Below are 20380 nucleotides of genomic sequence, written 5' to 3' on the forward strand. Positions count from 1 at the left end.
CGAAACACTCCTTGGATGCCTGGCCAAAAAAAATGGTCAAAATGCATTTTTTTGGCCGCAATTCGAGACGAGATTCCCCATGCGAACCCACCTGCGTCTGGTCGCCCTGAGCGCCCTGTTCATTTCCTCCCTGGCCCAGGCCGCCGACCTGATCCCGATCGAGGTTCACCGCGATGCCAATTGCGGTTGCTGCAAAAAATGGATCAGCCATCTGGAAGCCAACGGCTTCAAAGTCGACGATCACGTCGAAGCCAATATGAGCGAATTCAAGCAACAGCACGGCGTGCCTCCGCGCCTGGCGTCGTGCCATACCGGCTTGATCAACGGCAAATTCGTTGAAGGTCATGTCCCCGCCGATCAGGTGCTGGCCTTGAGCAAGCGCAACGATCTGTTGGGCGTTGCCGCCCCCGGCATGCCCATGGGTTCACCCGGCATGGAAATGGACGGCATGAGTGATGCGTATCAAGTGATCGGTCTGAAAAAAGACGGCACTGACGTCGTGGTGGCGGACTACCCCGCCCATTGATGTTCGGTGCGTACATCGGGCTGTTCTTCGTCGCATTCGGCGCAGCCACCCTGCTGCCCTTGCAGTCCGAAGCGGTATTGGTGGGGCTGTTGCTCAGCGGCAAGTATTGGCTCTGGTCGCTGCTCGCCGTAGCGACATTGGGCAATGTTCTGGGGTCACTGCTGAACTGGTGGCTGGGGCGCGGTATCGAGCGGTTTCGTGATCGGCGCTGGTTTCCGGTCAGCCCGCGCCATCTGGAAAAAGCCCGAGTCCATTATCAGCGTTACGGTCATTGGTCGTTGCTGCTGAGCTGGGTGCCTGTGATCGGTGATCCGCTGACCCTGGTGGCCGGCGTGATGCGCGAGCCGCTGGGGCGATTCCTGCTGATCGTGACCTTTGCCAAAGGCGCCCGTTATGGTGTGCTGGCCATGGCCACAGTGGGCTGGATGGGTTGAACGATCATCCACGGCGATTGCCTGTGTTTAATGTCGCCCTAATCACGCCGATCCAGCATCGGCCGATTTCCAATGGAGTTCGCCCATGTCCCTCACCCGCTTCCGCTGGCTGCCCGGCCTGCTGCTGACCGCTGCATTGCCTATCATCGCCCACGCCGAAGGCCCGGAATACGGGCCGGAGCTGCAAGGTTTCGAGTATCCCTACACTGTCAAGCATTTCGCCTTTGAGTCCCAAGGCAAATCCCTGCAAATGGGTTACATGGATGTCGCCGCCCACGGCAAGGCCAACGGTCGCAGCGTGGTGCTGATGCACGGCAAGAATTTCTGCGGTGCCACCTGGGACAGTTCGATCAAGGCCCTGAGTGAGGCCGGTTACCGCGTCATCGCCCCGGATCAGATCGGTTTCTGCACCTCCAGCAAACCCGACCATTATCAATACAGCTTCCAGCAACTGGCGACCAACACCCAGCAATTGCTCAAGGCCCTCGGCATTCAAAAGGCCAGTGTTCTCGGGCATTCCACCGGCGGCATGCTCGCCACTCGCTATGCGCTGCAATACCCCGATCAAGTCGAACAACTGGCACTGGTCAACCCCATCGGCCTGGAAGACTGGAAAGCCCTCGGCGTGCCCTATCGCACGGTTGATCAGTGGTATGAGCGTGAGCTGAAACTCACCGCCGACGGCATCCGCACCTATGAACGCAACACCTATTACGGCGGCCGCTGGAAGCCGGAATTCGATCGTTGGGTAGACATGCTCGCCGGGCTGAACAAAGGACCGGGGCATACGCAGGTGGCGTGGAATTCGGCGCTGATCTACGACATGATCTTCACCCAACCGGTGTACTACGAGTTCAAGGACCTGAAGATGCCGACCCTGCTGCTGATCGGTACATCCGACACCACGGCCATCGGCAGCGACATTGCACCACCCGAGGTTAAGGCGAAACTCGGTCACTACGACGTCCTCGGCAAGCAGGTGGCGAAACTGATTCCCCGCTCGATGTTGGTCGAATTCCCCGGCATGGGCCACGCGCCGCAAATGGAAGAACCGGCGCAATTCCACCAGGCCCTGCTCGCCTGGCTGAACAAAACCAACCCCGTTCATTGATGAGGTAAGGCTGATGGCAGTGCAGATTGCGGTGATTGATGACTGGCAGGACGTGGCCCGTGACGTGGTGGACTGGTCGGTGCTGGACCCCATCGGCCAGGTAAGCTTCATCCATGACTACCCTGCCGACAACGAAACCCTGGCAGCACGACTGGGCGAGTTCGAGGTGATCTGCGTGATGCGCGAGCGCACCCGGTTCGATGAGGACCTGCTGCGGCGCTTACCGAAACTCAAGCTGCTGGTCACCGGCAGCATGCGCAACGCCGCCCTGGACCTGAAAGCCGCCGCTGCGCTGGGCATTCAGGTTTGTGGCACTGACAGCTACAAGCACGCTGCGCCGGAACTGACCTGGGCGCTGATCATGGCGGCGACCCGCAACCTGGTGGTCGAAGCCAACGCTCTGCGCGCAGGTGGATGGCAGCAAAGCCTGGGTGGCGACCTGCACGGCAAGACCCTGGCGATCCTGGGTCTGGGCAGCATTGGCACTCGCGTTGCCCGGTTCGGTCAAGTGTTCGGCATGCGGGTGATTGCCTGGAGCGAGAACCTGAACGCCGAACGCGCAGCCGAAGTCGGCGTGACCTACGTCAGTAAACAGGAACTGTTCGAACAGGCCGATGTGCTCTCTGTCCATCTGGTGCTCAGCGAGCGTAGCCGCGGCTTGGTGGACGCCCAGGCGCTGGACTGGATGAAGCCCTCGGCGCTGCTGGTCAACACGGCGCGCGGTCCGATAGTCGATGAGGCAGCGTTGATCAAGGCGTTGCAGAAACGGCGACTGGCCGGTGCTGCGCTGGATGTCTTCGAGCAGGAACCCTTGCCGCCTCATCATCCGTTCAGAACCCTGGACACCGTGCTGGCCACGCCCCACGTCGGGTATGTCAGCCAGCAGAACTATCACCAGTTTTTCTCGCAGATGATTGAGGACATTCAGGCCTGGTCTGCGGGAAAACCGATCCGCGTACTGAGCTGATACCGACTCATCGTTCTTCGTCGGAACGCAATCATCGCTCTCAACTGCGCATCAACCTTCGCCCTCGATTTGAGCTTCCTTGCACAGACCGCCAGAAACAAATGAATAATTGTTCAGCCTGTGGTGTTCACCTTGCATCGCCCCTGAGAACTAACCTGTGGAGCATCGCCCATGAACACTCGTTTCTCTGTACTAACCGTCCAGTTGTTCCTGGCAGTCGCATTGACCAGTTCGCTGGCGTTCGCCAATGGTGGTGGCGATGACGCCCCCGCAAAACCCAATTGCCCCAAAGGGCAGGTCTTCGACTCCCGGTCGCAAAAATGCCTCAAGCAAACCAGCAGCCTGGTCCCGGACGCCGACCGCACCGATTACGCCTATCGCCTGGCCAAGGACGGTCGCTATGAGGAAGCGCTGGCCCTGCTCGACACCCTCAAACAGCCAAACACCGCCAAGGCTTTGAACTATCGCGGCTACGCCACGCGTAAACTGGGGCGTACCGACGAAGGCATCAGCTATTACCTGCAATCGGTCAAACTTGACCCGCACTACGCGCAAGTTCGCGAATACCTCGGCGAAGCGTATGTGATCAAAGGTCGGCTGGACCTCGCTCAGGAACAGTTGCAGCAGATCAAATCCATCTGCGGCAGCACCACCTGCGAGGAATACCAGGACCTGGCCGAAGCCATCAATGATTCATCGCAAACCTGACACACCGAGCAGACGGAGGTCGCCATCGCCAGCGATCAGGCAATACGGGCAGAACTGGGCCAGCACCTGGCGCGTTTATGGCGCTACGGCCTGCTGCTGTCCCGGCAACGGCATGTCGCCGAAGACCTGGTGCAGGCCACCTGCGTGCGGGCGCTTGAACGTGCCGGGCAGTTTGTCCCGGGCACCCGCATGGACCGCTGGTTGATGAGTATTCTGCATTCGATTTGGCTCAACGAAGTTCGCTCCCGAAGAGTGCGTCATGGACAGGGGCTGGTGGATGCCGACAACGCCTTGTCGTTCGATGGTGAATATGCGGCGCAAACCCATGTCCTCGCAGCTCAGGTGATCCGGCGTGTGGATGCCCTGCCCGAATCCCAGCGGGAAACGGTATTTCTCGCCTATGTCGAAGGTTTGTCCTACCGCGAAGTGGCCGAGGTGCTGGACGTGCCCATCGGCACAGTCATGAGCCGCCTGGCTGCGGCACGCGCGAAACTGGCCGAGTACCCGCCATTGCACACCGTGCCGAATCCTTCCACTGGAGAACGTCGATGAACGATCACGCCCGCCCGACGTTCCCCTCGGATGAGCAACTGGTGGCTTACCTCGACGACCAGCTTGATGGCGAACAGCGCACCCGCATCGACGCGGCCATTGCCGAGGACCCGACGCTCAACCTGCGCCTGCAATGGCTGGCCCGCAGCAGCCTGCCATTCAAGGAGGCCTACGATGAATTGGGCCGACAGGCGCCCGTGGACCGCTTGCAATCGATGCTCGACACCTTGCCTTCACCTGAACGCCCGGCCATGAATCGGCGCTGGTTTCTCGCAGCGGCCGCCGGATTGGTGGTGAGTAGCGTGGTGGCGGACCGGCTGTTCCTCGGTTGGCAGTTGAGCCAGCAAAAGAACAACTGGCGCGCACTGGTGGCCGAGTACATGTCGCTCTACGTGCCGCAAACCCTGGACCACTTGCCCACTGACGAAGCCGCTCAACGAGCACAACTACGGACCATCGATGCGCGTCTGGGCCTGAATCTTGTGCCGGCACAACTGGCCTTGCCACGCTCCGAGTTCAAGCGCGCGCAAATCCTCGAGTACGACGGGGTCGCCATTGCCCAAATCACCTATCTCGACCCGGCGCACGGCCCCATGGCGCTGTGCGTCACCCGCTCCAACAGCGGCAGCCGGCATTTCGCCCAGGAGCGCCGGTACGAGATGAACATTGTCTATTGGGCTGACATGCAACATGCCTGGATGTTGATCGGGCATAACCCGGTGGCGGAACTGGAGGACATGGCGAAATTGTTGAGCTCACGTCTCAACGTCTGAACAACGTTGCAACTAACACCGAGCTCCTGTGGCGAGAGGGCTCGACAGCTGCTACAAAGAGTGCGTCAGGCTGAGGTGGGCAACCACAAACGGAACCGTGCCCCACCCAACGGCGAGGCTTCGACTGTGAGCGTGCCGCCCTGAGTTTCCAACGCCCGACGACTGATTGCCAACCCCAGACCAAATCCGCCCGTGGCGCGATCCCGACTGCGATCCAGCCGATAGAACGGTTCGAAAATCCGCTCCCGCTCCTCATCCGGAATACCGATACCGTCATCGTCCACCCAGATTTCAGCCCCCTTGGCACACACCTGCACACCAATCTGAATGCGTTTTTCGCAGTAGCGCATCGCATTGCGTAGCAGGTTTTGAATAGCGCGAGCCGTCAGCCTTGGGTCGAGGATGAAGCGTTCAAGTTGTCCATGCAGGAGTACATCGATAACGATGTCTGGAGATTCAAGTTCTTCGTCAACGCTGCCAAGGATGCTGTCGATAAACTCATCCAGCGACACCTCGACCCGCTCCGGCAGCCGCGCCGGGTTTTGCAGGCGGCTGTAGGACAACAGCTCCAGCACCAGCTCATCAAGTTCGCGAATGTGCGCGACCAGACCTTGCAGACGCTCGCGACTGGCGGCCGGTAAATCGTCGGACAGCGCCAGCGCCAGACCGAAATCCAGTCGCGTCAGGGGCGTGCGCAATTCGTGAGAGACGGCATTGAGCAGGTCTCGCTGCTGGTTGAGCAGGTTCTCGATATCGCCAGCCATGGTGTCGAAGACGTTGGCCAGGCTACCGATGTTGGAGCTTTTGGAAATCTGTGTGCGCTCGCTCAAGTGGCCCTTGCCGAAACGTTCGGCCGTGCCTTTGAGGCGTTCCAGGTCATGCCAGTGCGGGCGCAACCACAGCAACAGGCAGGCGAGCATGGTCGCGCCGATCAGCACGTTGATGCTCCAGTACAACAGGCTGACGTCCATCGGGTCCGGCGGTACGACCATCTCCACCACCGTCCGCTCGTTCAGCGGCGACACCGCCAGGGTGCGCCAGCCCCAGTCGCCAATGCGCACGACGTTCTCGCCACGCTGCAAACGCTTGCGCTCATCAGCGGTGAAATCGGCATCGTCGTTACCGGTCAGGACGATGTGCAGCGGCTGGAATTCCTTGTCCATCTCCGCGGCCAAGGCCGGCCACTGCTCCGGGGGCACGGCGTGAAACTGTTTGACGATGAGGGTTTGCAGCCCGCGGGAATAGTCGAGGTTGTAGGTGACAAAGCGTTCCTGGAAGACCTTGATCACCACGTCAGGCACCAGATAGATCGCCGCGCTGTACGAAACGATGGTCACCAGATACAGGCGAAACAGGATTCTGAACATCGACTCAGCATTCCCACTCGGAACGGCTGAACAGGTAACCCTTGCCCCACACGGTCTTGATCTTGCGCGCCTCGCCAGCGTGGTCGTCGAACTTGCGCCGCAGCTTGGAAATCGCCACGTCCACCGAGCGGTCGGTGCCATTGAACTCGATGCCGCGCAGGCGTTGCAGAATCTGGTCGCGGCTGAGCACTTCGCCGGCATGCCGAGCGAGTACTACCAGCAGGTTGTATTCACCGCTGGACAGTTCGACCAATTGCCCGCGCCAGGTCACGGTGCGCTCGGACAGGTCGATGCACAGATTGCCCATCAGAATACGGTCGTTGGCCGTCTGCGGTTCAATCAGGCTGCTGCGCCGCAGCAACGTCCGCACCCGGGCCAGCAATACGCGCGGTTCGCAGGGTTTGGTGACGTAGTCGTCGGCGCCCATTTCCAGGCCCAGCACCTGATCGTGACTGTCGTCGCGGGCGGTGAGCATCAGGATCGGCAACGTGGCCGAGTCGGCGCGCAGCAAGCGGCAGACTTGCAGGCCATCGAGCCCCGGCAGCATCAGGTCGAGGATCACCAGGTCCGGCGGATTGACCCGCGCACGTTCGCGCACATGGTCACCGCGGCTGATCACGCTGACGCTATAGCCGTTGCGTTCCAGGTAGCTGGCAATCAATTCGGAGAGCGCGGTGTCGTCTTCGACCAGGAGGATGTTGGGCATGGGTGTTTCCAGGGAGTGCAGTGGTGCCTGGTCCGGCCTCTTCGCGAGCAAGCCCGCTCCCACAGGGGATTTGTGAACACCACAGATCCAATGTGGGAGCGGGCTTGCTCGCGAAGGCGGCCTGGCAGGCGCATACGTAATCAAGCCGTCAAGGATATACGCCCTCACGCCCGCCTGAGTAAAACCCTTACACAATTTCACACAGCGCCTACAAAGCTTCACCGCTACCCTCGTCGCCTCCCCGTAGGATGCGGGGGGTCATTATTGGGGTATTACATGTCAAAGAATCTGCTTGCCAGGCTCAGCCTGATTGCACTGGCGGTGACGCTGAGCGCTTGTGACAAGGCCTCGACGGCCGAAGAACAGGCGCCTCTGGCCACGGTTCGCATCGAAACCATCCAAGCCAGCCCCCTGTCGATCACCAGTGAACTGAGCGGGCGGATTGCCGCGCCCCGCATTGCCGAAGTCCGCGCCCGGGTTGCCGGGGTGGTGTTGCAACGGGCGTTCCGTGAAGGCAGTGATGTGAAAAAAGGCGAAGTGTTGTTCCGTATCGACCCGGCGCCGTTCAAGGCTGACCTGGACAGCGCTGAAGCGGCGCTGCGCAAAGCTGAAGCCAATGCGTTCCAGGCGCGCCTGCAAGAGCAGCGTTACGCGCAGTTGATCGAAGGCAATGCCATCAGCGGTCAGGACTATGACAACGCCCGGGCCAGTGCCCATCAAACCGCTGCCGACGTCGCCGCGAACAAAGCCGCCGTGGAACGGGCGAAACTCAACCTGGGTTACGCCACCGTCACAGCGCCGATCTCCGGGCGCATCGGCCGCGCGTTGGTGACCGAAGGCGCACTGGTCGGGCAGAACGAAACCACACCGCTGGCATTGATTCAGCAACTGAACCCGATCCACGCCGACCTCACCCAATCGACCCGCGAACTCAACGACCTGCGCCGGGCGTTCCGTTCCGGCCAGTTGCAGCAGGTCGGTCAGGACCAGGCCAAAGCCACGCTGATCCAGGACGACGGCAGTCTCTATCCGTTGCCCGGCAAGTTGCTGTTCGCCGACATCACCGTCGACCCCGGCACCGGTCAGATCATTCTGCGCAGCGAATTCCCCAACCCGGACCTCGACTTGCTGCCGGGCAGCTTCGTGCGCGTGCGTCTGGAGCAAGCGGTCAATCAACAAGGCATCAGCGTGCCGCAACGGGCCATTCAGCGTGACAGTGCCGGCATCGCCCAAGTGCTGTTGCTCGACGCCGAGCAGCGGGTCGGCCAGCAACCGGTCGAATTGGGCGCCGTGCAGAACGATCGCTGGATTGTCACCAGCGGCCTCAAGCCCGGCGACCGCATCGTCACCGAAGGCCTGCAGCACGCCCGTCCCGGCGAAAAAGTGCAGATCGACGACACCCCTCTTCCACTTGCCCAGGCTTCTGGTCAGTAAGCAGGACGCTTCTTTATGCCGCAGTTCTTTATCGATCGCCCGGTATTCGCCTGGGTGGTTGCCCTGTTCATCCTGTTGGCCGGCGCCCTGGCCATTCCACAGTTGCCGGTGGCGCAATACCCCAACGTCGCGCCGCCGAAAGTCGAAATCTATGCCGTGTACCCCGGCGCTTCGGCGCAAACCGTGGACGAAAGCGTGGTCAGCCTGATCGAGGAAGAACTCAACGGCGCTGACCATCTGCTGTATTTCGAATCCCAGAGCAGCCTCGGCAGCGCCACCATCACCGCCACGTTCCAGCCGGGCACGGACCCGGAAATGGCGCAGGTCGATGTGCAAAACCGCCTGAAAGTGGTCGAGTCGCGTCTGCCTCAAGCGGTGACGCAGCAGGGCTTGCAGGTGGAGAAAGTTTCCGCCGGCTTCCTGCTGCTGATCACCCTCACCTCCAGCGACGGCAAGCTCGACGACGTGGCGCTCAGCGATTACCTGGCGCGCAACGTGATGAACGAGATCAAGCGTCTGGACGGCGTCGGCAAGGCGCAGTTGTATGGCGCCGAACGGGCCATGCGGATCTGGATTGACCCGCAGAAACTGATCGGTTTCAACCTGACGCCAGCCGACGTCAACGCTGCCATCGTCGCGCAGAACGCTCAAGTCTCTGCCGGCAGCATCGGCGATTTGCCGACCCGCACCACCCAGGAAATCACCGCGACCATTCTGGTCAAAGGCCAGTTGTCGACGCCGGAAGAATTCGCCGACATCGTTCTGAAAGCCAATCCCGATGGCTCAACAGTGCGCATCAAAGACGTGGCGCGTGTCGAGATCGGCAGTCAGGAATATCAGTTCTCCACTCGCCTCAACGGCAAACCGTCGACCGCCGTCAGTGTGCAACTGGCACCGGGCGCCAATGCCTTGAGCACTGCCACGTTGGTGCGGGCAAAGATGGACGAACTGGCGCGCTACTTCCCGGCTGGCGTGGAATACAAGATTCCGTACGACACCTCGCCCTTCGTCAAAGTCTCGATCACCAAAGTGGTTTACACCCTTGGCGAGGCGATGTTGCTGGTGTTCGCCGTGATGTTCCTGTTCCTGCAAAACATCCGCTACACGCTGATCCCGACCCTGGTGGTGCCGGTGGCGCTGATGGGCACCTTTGCGACCATGTTGGCGCTGGGGTTTTCGATCAATGTGCTGACCATGTTCGGCATGGTGCTGGCGATCGGCATCCTGGTGGATGACGCGATTGTGGTGGTGGAGAACGTCGAGCGAATCATGGCCACCGAAGGCCTGTCGCCCAAAGAGGCCACGCGCAAGGCGATGAAGCAGATCACCGGGGCGATCATCGGCATCACCCTGGTGCTGGTCGCGGTGTTCATTCCGATGGCGTTCATGCAAGGGTCGGTCGGAGTGATTTACCGGCAATTCTCGTTGTCGATGGCGACGTCGATTCTGTTCTCGGCGTTCCTCGCCCTAACCTTGACCCCGGCGTTGTGCGCGACGCTGCTCAAGCCGATTGCCAAGGGCGAACACCATGAGAAGCGCGGGTTCTTTGGCTGGTTCAACCGGCGTTTCGAGCAACTGACCGAGCGTTATCAGGGCTGGGTCGCCTATGCGCTGAAACGCACGGGCCGTTACCTGCTGATCTACGGCGTGCTGCTGATCGGATTGGGCGTGTGCTTCAGTCGACTGCCCTCCTCGTTCCTGCCGGTGGAGGATCAGGGTTACACCATCACCGACATTCAGCTGCCGCCGGGTGCAAGCAAAAACCGCACGGTGCAGGTGGTCGAGCAGATCGAAGCCCACAACGCCACTGAACCCGGCGTCGGCGACAGCACGGTGATTCTCGGTTTCAGCTTCTCCGGTAGCGGGCAGAACGCCGCGTTGGCGTTTACTACCCTCAAGGACTGGTCTGATCGGGGCAGCGACGACTCGGCCAGTTCCATTGCCGATCGCGCCAACATCGCGTTGAGCCAGATCAAGGACGCCGTAGCGTTTGCGGTACTGCCGCCGCCGGTGGATGGCCTTGGTACCTCCAGCGGTTTCGAATTCCGCTTGCAGGACCGTGGAGGTCTCGGCCATGCCACGCTGATGCAGGCGCGTAGTGAGTTGCTCGCTGCCGCCGAGAAAAGTCCGATCCTGATGAACGTGCGCGAAAGCGCCCTGGCCGAAGCGCCGCAGGTGCAACTGGAAGTCGACCGCAAACAGGCCAACGCGCTGGGCGTGTCCTTTGCCGACATTGGCAACGTGCTGTCCACCGCCGTCGGCTCGGCCTACATCAACGACTTCCCCAATCAAGGGCGGATGCAGCGGGTGGTGGTGCAGGCTGAAGGCAATCATCGCAGTCAGGTCGCCGATCTGCTGAAGATTCACGTGCGCAACAGCACCGGGGAAATGGTGCCGTTGTCGGCCTTCGTCCAGGCCAAGTGGACCCAGGGCCCGGCGCAATTGACTCGCTACAACGGCTACCCGGCGATCAGCATTTCCGGTGAACCGTCGCCCGGTCACAGCACCGGCGAAGCCATGGCGGAAATCGAGCGTCTGGTGGCGCAAGGGCCGGCGGGGTTGGGGCAGGAATGGACCGGGTTGTCATTGCAGGAACGCTTGTCCGGCAGCCAGGCTCCGATCCTGCTCGGTTTGTCGCTGCTGATCGTGTTCCTGTGTCTGGCCGCGTTGTATGAGAGCTGGTCGATTCCGACCTCGGTGCTGCTGGTGGTGCCGCTTGGCGTGCTCGGCGCGGTGCTGGCCGTGACTTTTCGCGGGATGCCCAACGACGTGTTCTTCAAGGTTGGAATGATCACTATCATCGGGCTGTCGGCGAAGAACGCGATCCTGATCATCGAATTCGCCAAGAGTCTGTACGACGAAGGCCATGACCTGATCGACGCCACGCTGCAAGCTGCGCGCCTGCGACTGCGGCCAATTGTGATGACGTCGCTGGCGTTCATTCTGGGTGTGGTCCCGTTGGCGATTGCCACCGGGGCCAGTTCGGCGAGCCAGCAAGCCATCGGCACCGGGGTGATTGGCGGGATGATTACGGCGACGCTGGCGGTGGTGTTTGTGCCGGTGTTTTTTTTGGTGGTGATGAAATTGGTGCGCAAAAGACATAAGGATATCTAACCAACAAGACATTTCGAATGTGGGAGCGGGCTTGCTCGCGAAGGGGCCATCACATTCAACATCAATGTTGACTGACTATCCGCCTTCGCGAGCAAGCCCGCTCCCACATTTTGATCTCATTGGTTTCAGGACTGCGCTGGGCTAAGGTGTTTACATACCCAGGCCCATCGAGTTCACATGCCCTTCCTCGCCCGCACCCACCCTCGTCTCTCCTCCGCCGCCACACTTGGCATTGCCGTGGGCATTCTGGCGCCGGCCGACTCGATCATCAGCAAAATCCTCTTCGGCTGGAACGCCGGCGTCTGGGCTTACCTGATCCTGATGCTCTGGCTCACCGCGCGCGCCAAAGCGCCGGATGTGAAACGCATTGCCGAGGTCGAAGACGAAAATGCCGGGCTGGTGCTGTTTGTTGTATGCATCGCCGCGATAGCGAGCCTGGCGACCATCGCCTTTGAACTGGCCGGGAGCAGGGAGCTGGAAACCACCCGCAAACTGTTGCACTACGGCTTTACGGCATTGACCGTGATCGGTTCATGGCTGCTGATCGGGGTGATTTTCAGCGTGCACTACGCCCGTCTGTTCTACACCTGGACGGGCAAAGACCCTGCGCTACGTTTTGCTGAAGGTCTGACAACGCCCAACTACTGGGACTTCCTGTATTTCTCTTTCACCATCAGCGCGGCAGTCCAGACGTCCGATGTCGGCGTGGCGACTCGGGATTTGCGCAAGATTGTCCTGGCGCAGACGCTGATCGGCTTTCTGTTCAACACGGCCATTCTGGGGTTCTCGATCAACATCGCAGCGGGACTGTTCAACTGATCAGTGCACAAACGTTCTAGTCATCACTCTCGGCGCGGGCGTTAAATAAGTCGGTAATCCGTCTCGCAGGTGCAGCATGACTTCTCACAACTGGATCGATCTGGCCCAGGACGCCGACACCGGCATCGAGACCCTGCGCGCGCATTTCGAAGGCCATGCCTACGATCCGCACTGGCATGACAGCTATCTGGTGGGCGTCACCGAACAAGGGGTTCAGCAGTTTAATTGTCGGCGAGCAAAGCACCAAAGCACGCCGGGCAAGGTGTTTCTGCTCGAACCGGGCGATATCCACGACGGCGAAGCACCGAACGAAGACGGTTTCACCTACCGCATGCTGTACCTCGACCCGCAGTGGCTGAAACGTGAACTCAGTACCGTCTTCGATAACGCCCCCGACAACAGTCAATTGAGTTTCGCCAACACCCTGGCCAGCGACTCGCGACTCGCCCACGCCACCAGCCTGGCGTTTCAAACCCTGCATCACGGTGAGCTGAAAATCGTCCGCCAGACCGCCCTCGACGGTTTGCTCGAACGCCTGACCAGTCACCTGCACTGGCGCGCCCGCTATGGCGAGGATCCGCGCCTGCCGCTGGTGGCGCAGAAGGCACGGGAGTACCTGCACGCCAACGCGCAATACGACATCGGCCTCGATCAACTGGCCGCCGTCACCGGAGTTGATCGCTTCCGCCTGACCCGCGCCTTCAAGGCCGCTTATGGCATGGCACCCCACGCCTACCTCGTACAATTGCGCCTGGCGACCGCCCGGAGAATGCTGGCCCGTGGCGAGCAACCGGCGACGGTGGCGATGGAGTTGGGGTTTGCCGATCAGAGCCATCTGGGCCGCTGGTTTGTCCGGGCATATGGCTTGACGCCGGCGTTGTATCGCAAGCGCTGCTCAAATCTTCCAGACGCCTGAATCCCCCGCTGTGAAGATCGGCTCCTGTGACTACTCAAGGAGCCCATTATCATGTTGTCCACCTTCCCCAGCCTGCTGCCGTTTTTGCTGTTCGCCTTCGTCACGTCCATCACGCCGGGACCGACCAATATTCTGGTGCTGAGCAACAGCGCCCGATATGGCTTCAAGGCTACTTTGCCTATCATCTTCGGTGCCTGCGCCAGTGCTGCAGCCATCGTCCTGCTAGTAGGTTATGGTTTGGGTGAACCCCTGAAACAGATTCCATTGCTGCAATACGCCATGCAGTGGCTAGGTGTTACCTGGTTGAGCTACCTGGCCTGGCAGATTTACCATTCTGCGACCGAGACCTTCGATCCCGATGTATCCGGCAATCAAAAACGTCCGGGCCTTTTGACCGCCGCAGGCCTGCAATGGATAAACCCAAAAACCTGGATGATGGCCATGGCCGTCGTCAGCGTGTTTGCCGACAATGGTGCCCATCGGGCGAATCACGTCGCCTTTTTAAGTTTGGCGTTTTTCGGTACGGCTCTGCCTTGTATGACGATCTGGGCAGTACTGGGATCTAGTGTCAATCAATGGCTTCGGTCGACCAGAACCCTGCGAAACTTTAATCGGTCCATGGGGTTACTGCTGGCGGGCTCGACGTGGCTAAGTGCATGGATGGGTTAATAAAATCTTCCTTTCGCTTTGAACCGCCAAATAAAAAACACATTAACAAGGCTATGTAAACTGTCAGTCTTGACAGTTTACAGGTCACCTATATTGCGCTTCCATGATCATGCCAGTTACAAGGCACCCAGCGCTTCAGGATAACTTCTATCTAAATTGGAGATTCCCATCATGACCGCAACAGCGCAACGTGTATTCTCACCCAGAGTCAGAAACAACCAGGAAAGCCGATTCGAAGGAACAGTGGATGGAATAGTTTATAAAGCAAACTATTTTAATCTGCTAATGGAGCCTCATCCTGATCCAATTGGTGATCGCTTGGTGGTTCGCGTGCACCATAGAGCGAGCGACCTTACTTATAAGCAGATAAGCATTTACATCCCTGCTAACCTGGAAGGCGGAGAGCATCAGTTAGCCAGAATGAACAAAAACATTTTTGTTGATTATGTCAATTACTCCGACCCCGAAAACCCCACTGCTCACAAGAGCGTTGGCGGCACTTTGGAATTCTCATTCGACGAGCAGTCGAATTCAATTACAGGTAATTTGAATGCAATCATGGACAATTCAGGTAGCGACGGCGGTGGAACATTTGCGATTGCCATCATCGACTTTCTAGTGTCTGGAAAGCAGGGCTGAACAAGACCGGAGCATGCACCTGTATGCTGCTCCGGTTTTCGCCTGTTTAGTAAATCACGAGCGCTACCATTGATAACGTAATCCCAAACTGATGCCGTAAGGCTGCTCGAAATTTTTACCTTTGATGTAGTCAAATTCTGCGTGACCTTGCAGCGCCTGACTCATCGATACCGCAAGACCAGTTCCCCATGCAGCGCGACTGCCAGACAGATTATTGTCGAACACGTTATTGTTGACCGTTACCTGGTTATTTTCTTCAAACTCGTGTTCCCAACTTCCCTTCAAATAGGGCTCCACCGAAACACCCTTTTCAAAGTTGAATGTACGACCGACCCTCATCCCGACGCTTCCTAACAAAGAACGGGCGCTATCGCCTTTGGCCTCCATGCCATTATCCAGACTGAAATCATCTCCCTGAATAACCACTGCCGAGAGCCTCGCGAATGGCTCGATGAAGGATGTGTCGCTAAACATGATGTGTCGCCCGAATTCGCTTTCCCAGCCTATGCCTGAGGTATTGTTGTGGCCTTTGGTCCGGGTTCCATCGCTCAAGGAAACGTTTGACTCGTTGCGATAGTGATTGAATTTCAGTAAGCCATCAAAGTAGTAACCGCTGGCCCTGTCAATCCACGTAGCGTAGGTACCCAAATAGTAACTATTGATTGTGCCGGAGGTGCCGTAATCAAGGTTCAGGTTCGACCGACTCTGCCCTGCAAGCACGCCAATCACCCATTGCTCATCACCGAAGGGTAACGGAGCATCAGCCCCTAACGAGAAACCTTGTTGTGTCTGCTGGTACCCCACGCCGGAGCCATCTGCCACGATGTATTTCTTCCCGTAAACCCGTCCCCAGGCACCTGTATTGCCTTCACTGCTGCGCAATTCACCCAGTCGGGTGTGAACAGGTGCCATGTCGCCGTACCAAACAGGGATTGCCGTATTAAACAATGCCAAAATTGAACGCGCGCCAGGGCTCACAGTGCTCGTCGTAGGGTCAAGGAACCACTCATTCCCACTGTTTGCCAGCTTGTACCTGAAAGTACCAAGATCAACAGCCCCGTCGCTCAAGCTGAACTGCGCATCCCCGCCGCCTGTACGAACTAATGTGATGGGTTGTCCGCTGGCTGGGTCTTTGCCGCTACTGGAGACGACCAATTTATGGTTGCCTGAGGCCTCGTCACGGATGTTTAGGCTGTCGGTGTCACCTGTTGCAAAATCGGTTTTCAATTCAAAATTGCCACCGCTTCCAGCCAGGCTGTTGAGATTCAACTGATAGAACCCAATGGTTGAATGCATCGACACCGTCCCACCGTTCATCTCCAGCGAACCGACGTTGCTGCTACCCGTCACATTCCATTGTCCCGTTCCATTGATGGTGACATTGGCTACATTTTCCATTCGTCCATTGAGCAGCGTTTCATCGCCCAGGACAACAGAAGTCCTGCTCGCAGAATCGCTCACTATGTCACCTGTCAACGTGCTGCGATCGACGTTCATCGTCGCGATGGCTCCCCCCCTGACATCAAGAATGACACCGTTACCACCCACCAACGACGAACCATCATTGACGTCGATCTGCACGGTAGAACCGGAAATGCTCGGCACGTCGACGAGAATGGCTGCACCGTTTCTACTTTCGACCTGTGAGTGGTTTAGGATCAGTCGACTGGATTGTGTATCGGTTGGGTCTGCATTAAAGACAACGCCGTTTTGTACACCCACAATGCGGCTATCGGCCGCAACATTGGCACTTCCACCCGACAACGCGAGGCCGAAACTGTTGGCCCCTGTGCCCTCGACGCGAGTATTGGAAAGATTAAGTATGCTGTAGGAAGAAACGGCGGCTCCTCCGATAACGCCTGAAATAACGCTGTCGTTCGCATTAACTACCGAGCCGGTCGAACTGTTGGCGGTGCGTGCGGCCTGCAGCCCCATTCGATTGCCCACTATGGTGCTCGCGAATATATCTGCAGTGCTGTTGGTGATCTGAACAGCACTCACACCGCTGCTGCCAGTCGTTGTAACGCCATTAAGAACAACAGATGACGCACCGCTGGCAGCGATGCTAAGTGTGTTTCCGCCGTTTATCGTCAGAGAACTACGCTGCCCGGCACTCCATGTTTCAGCCGGAGAAGGATTTGAAACAACGGCAGTTTCGCCTGGAAGAAGTGTTCTGGCGAAGGCCTGGTTGTTGACCAGTAACGGCATGACAACCAACATAATGTAACGCGAAGATAAATGGCCGAAAGTGTATTTTAACCTGAGTGACATAGCGATCCCCTATGATGGCCAGTTCAAGAGCGATAGCAACCGCTCTCCCTGTAATTGGCGGCGAGAATATCGACCGGATCAACCACGGTATGTAGGAATAATCCCTAAATGCATCGGAAATGTACTGACACCCCTGATCGTCATCCATAAGCGCAAAAGGGGACGGCGGCAACCCTCCCCAATCACACGCTTCATTCAACTATGGCTTGTCGTCGTCATATTTCGTCCCATCACAGTATGTAAAATCCACCCTGATCAGAATCACTTCATAATCAGACTCTAGTGAAGGCGTCGGTGTGGGCGACCCACCTATATTAACCTCATACCACACCTTGGCTGCACCAGAGTAAGTACCCGGTACACTTACATCAGGCTCGGCGGTGGAGTATTTAATAACAGGATTGAACGGAGTCACGCGAACCTTGAACCCTGTAGTCTCCTCTGCTTTCGATACTGTGTGTAGCACACTAAAGGGGTTAGCATCTGGATTGGGAGTAACCCCTGGGAAATCCGAATATCCCTTAAAGAAAACTGTCACCTCCGCATTCTCTTTCAAGTAAGTTGGATTAGGTGGCACCACGATGCTGATTTCATAATCAGGCGCAACCAAGGTTGGACAACCAATCTTCCCGCCCCTTGAAAATTCTACCGTAGGCTCTTTCAGTTCTATTTTAATAGCGCCGAATGTCACGTCTGTTTTGTTTGATTCCGGTGTATTCACACTGCCGATTGTAGTGACAGTCCAATAAGCCTTGATTTCACCCGGCACGGAATCTTTAACGCTATCCCAAGGAAGTTTATGCGTCAGCTCTTTCCCCTCATCGCCATCATTCAAAAATATAACGGGCGGAACAAACTTGCCATCAAAATAGACTTTAACCTCTTGGCCATTTTGTGGCTGCCTGCCAGGTTCATCCCATAGTTTTATGACCATCCTCGCTTCTTTCTCAAAATCTTCGGGTGTTAATTCATTCTTCAAATCCAAAACACCGTAAACCTCCAAGGGAACCATTGCAGGGTTCACATCGCTAGGATGATCAGGGTTTGTCGGACCTGCATATTCCAGGTTCACGAGAATGTCGACCGTTACCTCATTGCCAACTTTGATAGGCCCCCGCGACAAACTGCATTTAACGGTTAAAGACTGATCGCCACCTGTTGCGTCAATGTACTTTTTGGCTACGTCAGCCTTATCGACAGGTATCGAATACGAAGTCGCAGTTCCTGCTTCTTCGTCATAGATGATTTCGTCTCCATATTGAACTACGTAATGGTCAGTATTCTGTACATTGTCCCCTCTTTGCATCTCGACCGTGACACCGTCGACGCAATCCTGAATATTGATAACAGGATCCGCCTTCGGAACGGTGATTGCTTTCAACACCGGCGGAGGCAGCAACTGCACGGCCTTTCCTGCAGGCACTGAAGTTGCGCTCACATTTTTTGCGAAATCAGTGAGTTGGTACCAGACGTACACCGTCTGACCCAGCAGTTTTGCCACTTCTTCAATTGGAATCGTGACTTTTCCGTCTGCTGGCAACTCTCCCGAACTAACGGGTAAAAATGTCGGCGTAGCCGAATAACTCGCGCTCATCCAACATTCGTAAGTATCACCATAAGGTGGTGACAAAGGATTGTCGTAATCCTTAGGGATTGTCATAACCAACCCGCCTGGGTTGTTTGCAATAAATGTATCGTTAATTGGGTTGTTCAATAAGTCGGCGGGCCATGTTGCCACTTTAGGTTGAGCTTTCACGCCCGTCGCCTTGCTTTGATACGGTGCCGTGCGGTCAACGATGATCTTGGTGGAATGGGTTTCTATGGGGTTGATATTAGCTAACCAGATGACTGCCCAGATGTAATACGTGGCGGGGCCGGGTACGTTCGGGTCCTCTTTTAACCAATCGGGCGTTACCTCTACATTAACGGGGCGATCAATAATTGGCCCAGCATCTTTTTCATCCAGAATATCTCCGTCGGTGAAAGGATCCGCGGGGGGGTTGTCCTTGATAATTCTGAATTCAATAAAGTCACTTGGATTTTCATTACCCCACTTCGGAATAATTACTGGTAATGGGCTACCTACAGGAATGAGAGCTACCGGCAGTGTTCCATCCACAAGAACCCCTGGGACCTCTGGAGCTTTTTCTGCCAAAAGCCCCGGTGTACGCCGCCGACTGCTTGCCGGACGAATAACTCGGGATCCAGCATTAGTCATGTCATTCATTTTTTCATCACTCCAATATAATTAATTCCCGACCAACCACTCTTCGAAACTCAACTTACTCAAAACACCCTTTCCTTTAGGCTGGACCACAGGGAATCAACTCCCCTGAAATAATTCTATCAATATGCACCAGCCCAGTTTTTGACCTCCTTACTATTCGACCATTCCTTTCAAGGGAATATCGAGCGAGTGCAGACGCCTTATCTATCATTGGCTCGATGTGAGGTACGAATGGTTCAATCAACACTTCAACACCTTTATCCAGCTCTTCCAGTGTCAATATTGTCTTGCGTATCTGCTTATAGGTGTTAGCGATTGGCTGCCCACTACCATTAGGGCTTTTAAAACCTTCCCAATTAACGATAAGCACATCCCTAAGTTCAAAGCCTGGATCTGGTGGCACCTTTACTCGGACACCATCCCACAATGGAGGGTCAGCGTCACAATTCAGATACCCGTAGAGATTCGCACTCGGAAATTCTGGCGCAAGAAGATCAAATGGAGCGCTGTTTATTGTCAACTTTCGTTTTGCAGAACAAACGGGATTGAGATCCTCCAGAGAAACTACATACCTTAAATATGCCACGCCATCTTCCGCCAAAAAGCTCGGGTCAATTTTTATAATTAACTGCTCTGGCGGGATCGGATAAATCAGTTCATCAAACACCCACGTGACCGTGCCAGCGGATTCCCAGGCCACCTTTAAGCGGTCTTTTCTAGGCGGTTTGTCCGGATAATTCTCCCACCGTTTAACTATTACATCTAATCCCTTGGTGATAAGTTCTATAGGTATTATCCCTTCCGGGTCGTCAACATCTACACCAACAACTTCAGGCGCATCGTATTCGTCAACGCCCGCTGACAAGGATGAATTTTCCGCCTCTTTAATTTTGTCATTCGAAGTGGCCATTAATGCTCCATGCCGAGACGTATTAATATCTCGATAAGTTTTAATTTCTTTTGGTTTTCATTTGAAATGATTAAGCGCGACTTTTATCGACTGGTCTACTGTCATATCTGACAGGTTTAACGACCGTCTGTCGGTTTTTTCGCGACCCCTTCCTTAATCAAACTTGACGAAGAATCAGTTTTTGGCGCTTACTGAAACCGGTTTCAGCCCAATAAAATCGAATACAAGAACAAGGCC

The 20380-nt window shown here is 56.7% G+C and carries 18 protein-coding genes; 13 read left to right on the forward strand and 5 right to left on the reverse strand.

Annotation, left to right across the window (positions count from 1 at the left end; genetic code table 11):
• The first annotated feature begins 79 nt into the window (after window positions 1–79).
• The 7 genes from DFS28_RS12790 (at window position 80) to DFS28_RS12820 (ending at window position 5071) form a co-directional block, all read left to right on the forward strand.
• Window positions 80–526, forward strand: a complete 447-nt coding sequence (locus DFS28_RS12790) for a DUF411 domain-containing protein (RefSeq protein WP_033055117.1) — start codon at window positions 80–82, stop codon at window positions 524–526.
• Complete coding sequence (locus tag DFS28_RS12795) at window positions 526–960, forward strand: YqaA family protein (RefSeq protein ID WP_111450078.1); 435 nt, start codon at window positions 526–528, stop codon at window positions 958–960. Before DFS28_RS12790 ends, DFS28_RS12795 begins: the two co-directional genes overlap by 1 nt.
• An 85-nt stretch (window positions 961–1045) precedes the next feature.
• Complete coding sequence (locus DFS28_RS12800; protein ID WP_111450079.1) at window positions 1046–2071, forward strand: alpha/beta fold hydrolase; 1026 nt, start codon at window positions 1046–1048, stop codon at window positions 2069–2071.
• Between the two features lie 13 nt (window positions 2072–2084).
• Entirely contained in the window at window positions 2085–3038 is a 954-nt protein-coding gene (locus tag DFS28_RS12805; RefSeq protein WP_111450080.1) for a D-2-hydroxyacid dehydrogenase family protein, read from the forward strand.
• A 171-nt stretch (window positions 3039–3209) separates the two neighbouring features.
• Entirely contained in the window at window positions 3210–3746 is a 537-nt protein-coding gene (locus DFS28_RS12810; protein WP_111450081.1) for a tetratricopeptide repeat protein, read from the forward strand.
• A 54-nt stretch (window positions 3747–3800) separates the two neighbouring features.
• Entirely contained in the window at window positions 3801–4298 is a 498-nt protein-coding gene (locus DFS28_RS12815) for a sigma-70 family RNA polymerase sigma factor (RefSeq protein WP_218281367.1), read from the forward strand.
• Entirely contained in the window at window positions 4295–5071 is a 777-nt protein-coding gene (locus DFS28_RS12820) for an anti-sigma factor (protein ID WP_111450083.1), read from the forward strand. Before DFS28_RS12815 ends, DFS28_RS12820 begins: the two co-directional genes overlap by 4 nt.
• A gap of 65 nt (window positions 5072–5136) precedes the next feature.
• On the opposite strand, the gene DFS28_RS12825 is transcribed toward DFS28_RS12820, so the two are convergent.
• Both DFS28_RS12825 and DFS28_RS12830 read right to left on the reverse strand, forming a co-directional pair.
• On the reverse strand, window positions 5137–6438 hold the full coding sequence (locus tag DFS28_RS12825) for an ATP-binding protein (RefSeq protein WP_111450084.1): 1302 nt from the start codon (window positions 6436–6438) through the stop codon (window positions 5137–5139).
• A 4-nt stretch (window positions 6439–6442) separates the two neighbouring features.
• Window positions 6443–7144 (reverse strand): response regulator transcription factor, encoded by a 702-nt coding sequence (locus DFS28_RS12830; protein ID WP_111450085.1) that lies wholly within the window; start codon window positions 7142–7144, stop codon window positions 6443–6445.
• 276 nt (window positions 7145–7420) lie between these two features.
• Here DFS28_RS12830 and DFS28_RS12835 point away from each other — a divergent pair, with 276 nt between their 5' ends.
• From DFS28_RS12835 to DFS28_RS12860, 6 genes are all read left to right on the forward strand, one after another.
• Window positions 7421–8578 carry an efflux RND transporter periplasmic adaptor subunit gene (locus DFS28_RS12835; RefSeq protein WP_111450086.1) on the forward strand — a complete coding sequence of 386 codons (1158 nt, stop codon included), beginning with the start codon at window positions 7421–7423 and terminating at the stop codon, window positions 8576–8578.
• A gap of 15 nt (window positions 8579–8593) precedes the next feature.
• Window positions 8594–11692 (forward strand): efflux RND transporter permease subunit, encoded by a 3099-nt coding sequence (locus tag DFS28_RS12840; RefSeq protein WP_111450087.1) that lies wholly within the window; start codon window positions 8594–8596, stop codon window positions 11690–11692.
• Between the two features lie 177 nt (window positions 11693–11869).
• Complete coding sequence (locus DFS28_RS12845; protein WP_111450088.1) at window positions 11870–12511, forward strand: DUF1345 domain-containing protein; 642 nt, start codon at window positions 11870–11872, stop codon at window positions 12509–12511.
• 76 nt (window positions 12512–12587) lie between these two features.
• A complete protein-coding gene (locus DFS28_RS12850) occupies window positions 12588–13427 on the forward strand; it encodes an AraC family transcriptional regulator (RefSeq protein WP_111450089.1) in 840 nt (279 codons plus the stop codon).
• Between the two features lie 51 nt (window positions 13428–13478).
• Window positions 13479–14096, forward strand: coding sequence for a LysE family translocator (locus DFS28_RS12855; protein WP_111450090.1), 618 nt, complete (start codon window positions 13479–13481; stop codon window positions 14094–14096).
• Between the two features lie 171 nt (window positions 14097–14267).
• Entirely contained in the window at window positions 14268–14735 is a 468-nt protein-coding gene (locus tag DFS28_RS12860) for a hypothetical protein (RefSeq protein WP_132834034.1), read from the forward strand.
• 63 nt (window positions 14736–14798) lie between these two features.
• Here the strand turns inward: DFS28_RS12860 and DFS28_RS12865 are convergent, their stop codons facing one another.
• The 3 genes from DFS28_RS12865 to DFS28_RS12875 form a co-directional block, all read right to left on the reverse strand.
• Window positions 14799–16943 carry an autotransporter outer membrane beta-barrel domain-containing protein gene (locus DFS28_RS12865; protein WP_158539677.1) on the reverse strand — a complete coding sequence of 715 codons (2145 nt, stop codon included), beginning with the start codon at window positions 16941–16943 and terminating at the stop codon, window positions 14799–14801.
• A gap of 262 nt (window positions 16944–17205) precedes the next feature.
• Window positions 17206–19233 (reverse strand): hypothetical protein, encoded by a 2028-nt coding sequence (locus DFS28_RS12870; RefSeq protein ID WP_111450093.1) that lies wholly within the window; start codon window positions 19231–19233, stop codon window positions 17206–17208.
• 76 nt (window positions 19234–19309) lie between these two features.
• On the reverse strand, window positions 19310–20143 hold the full coding sequence (locus tag DFS28_RS12875; protein WP_111450094.1) for a hypothetical protein: 834 nt from the start codon (window positions 20141–20143) through the stop codon (window positions 19310–19312).
• Window positions 20144–20380 lie beyond the last annotated feature (237 nt).

Origin of the sequence: Pseudomonas sp. 478, from assembly GCF_003254125.1 — a bacterium.
Lineage (GTDB): Bacteria > Pseudomonadota > Gammaproteobacteria > Pseudomonadales > Pseudomonadaceae > Aquipseudomonas.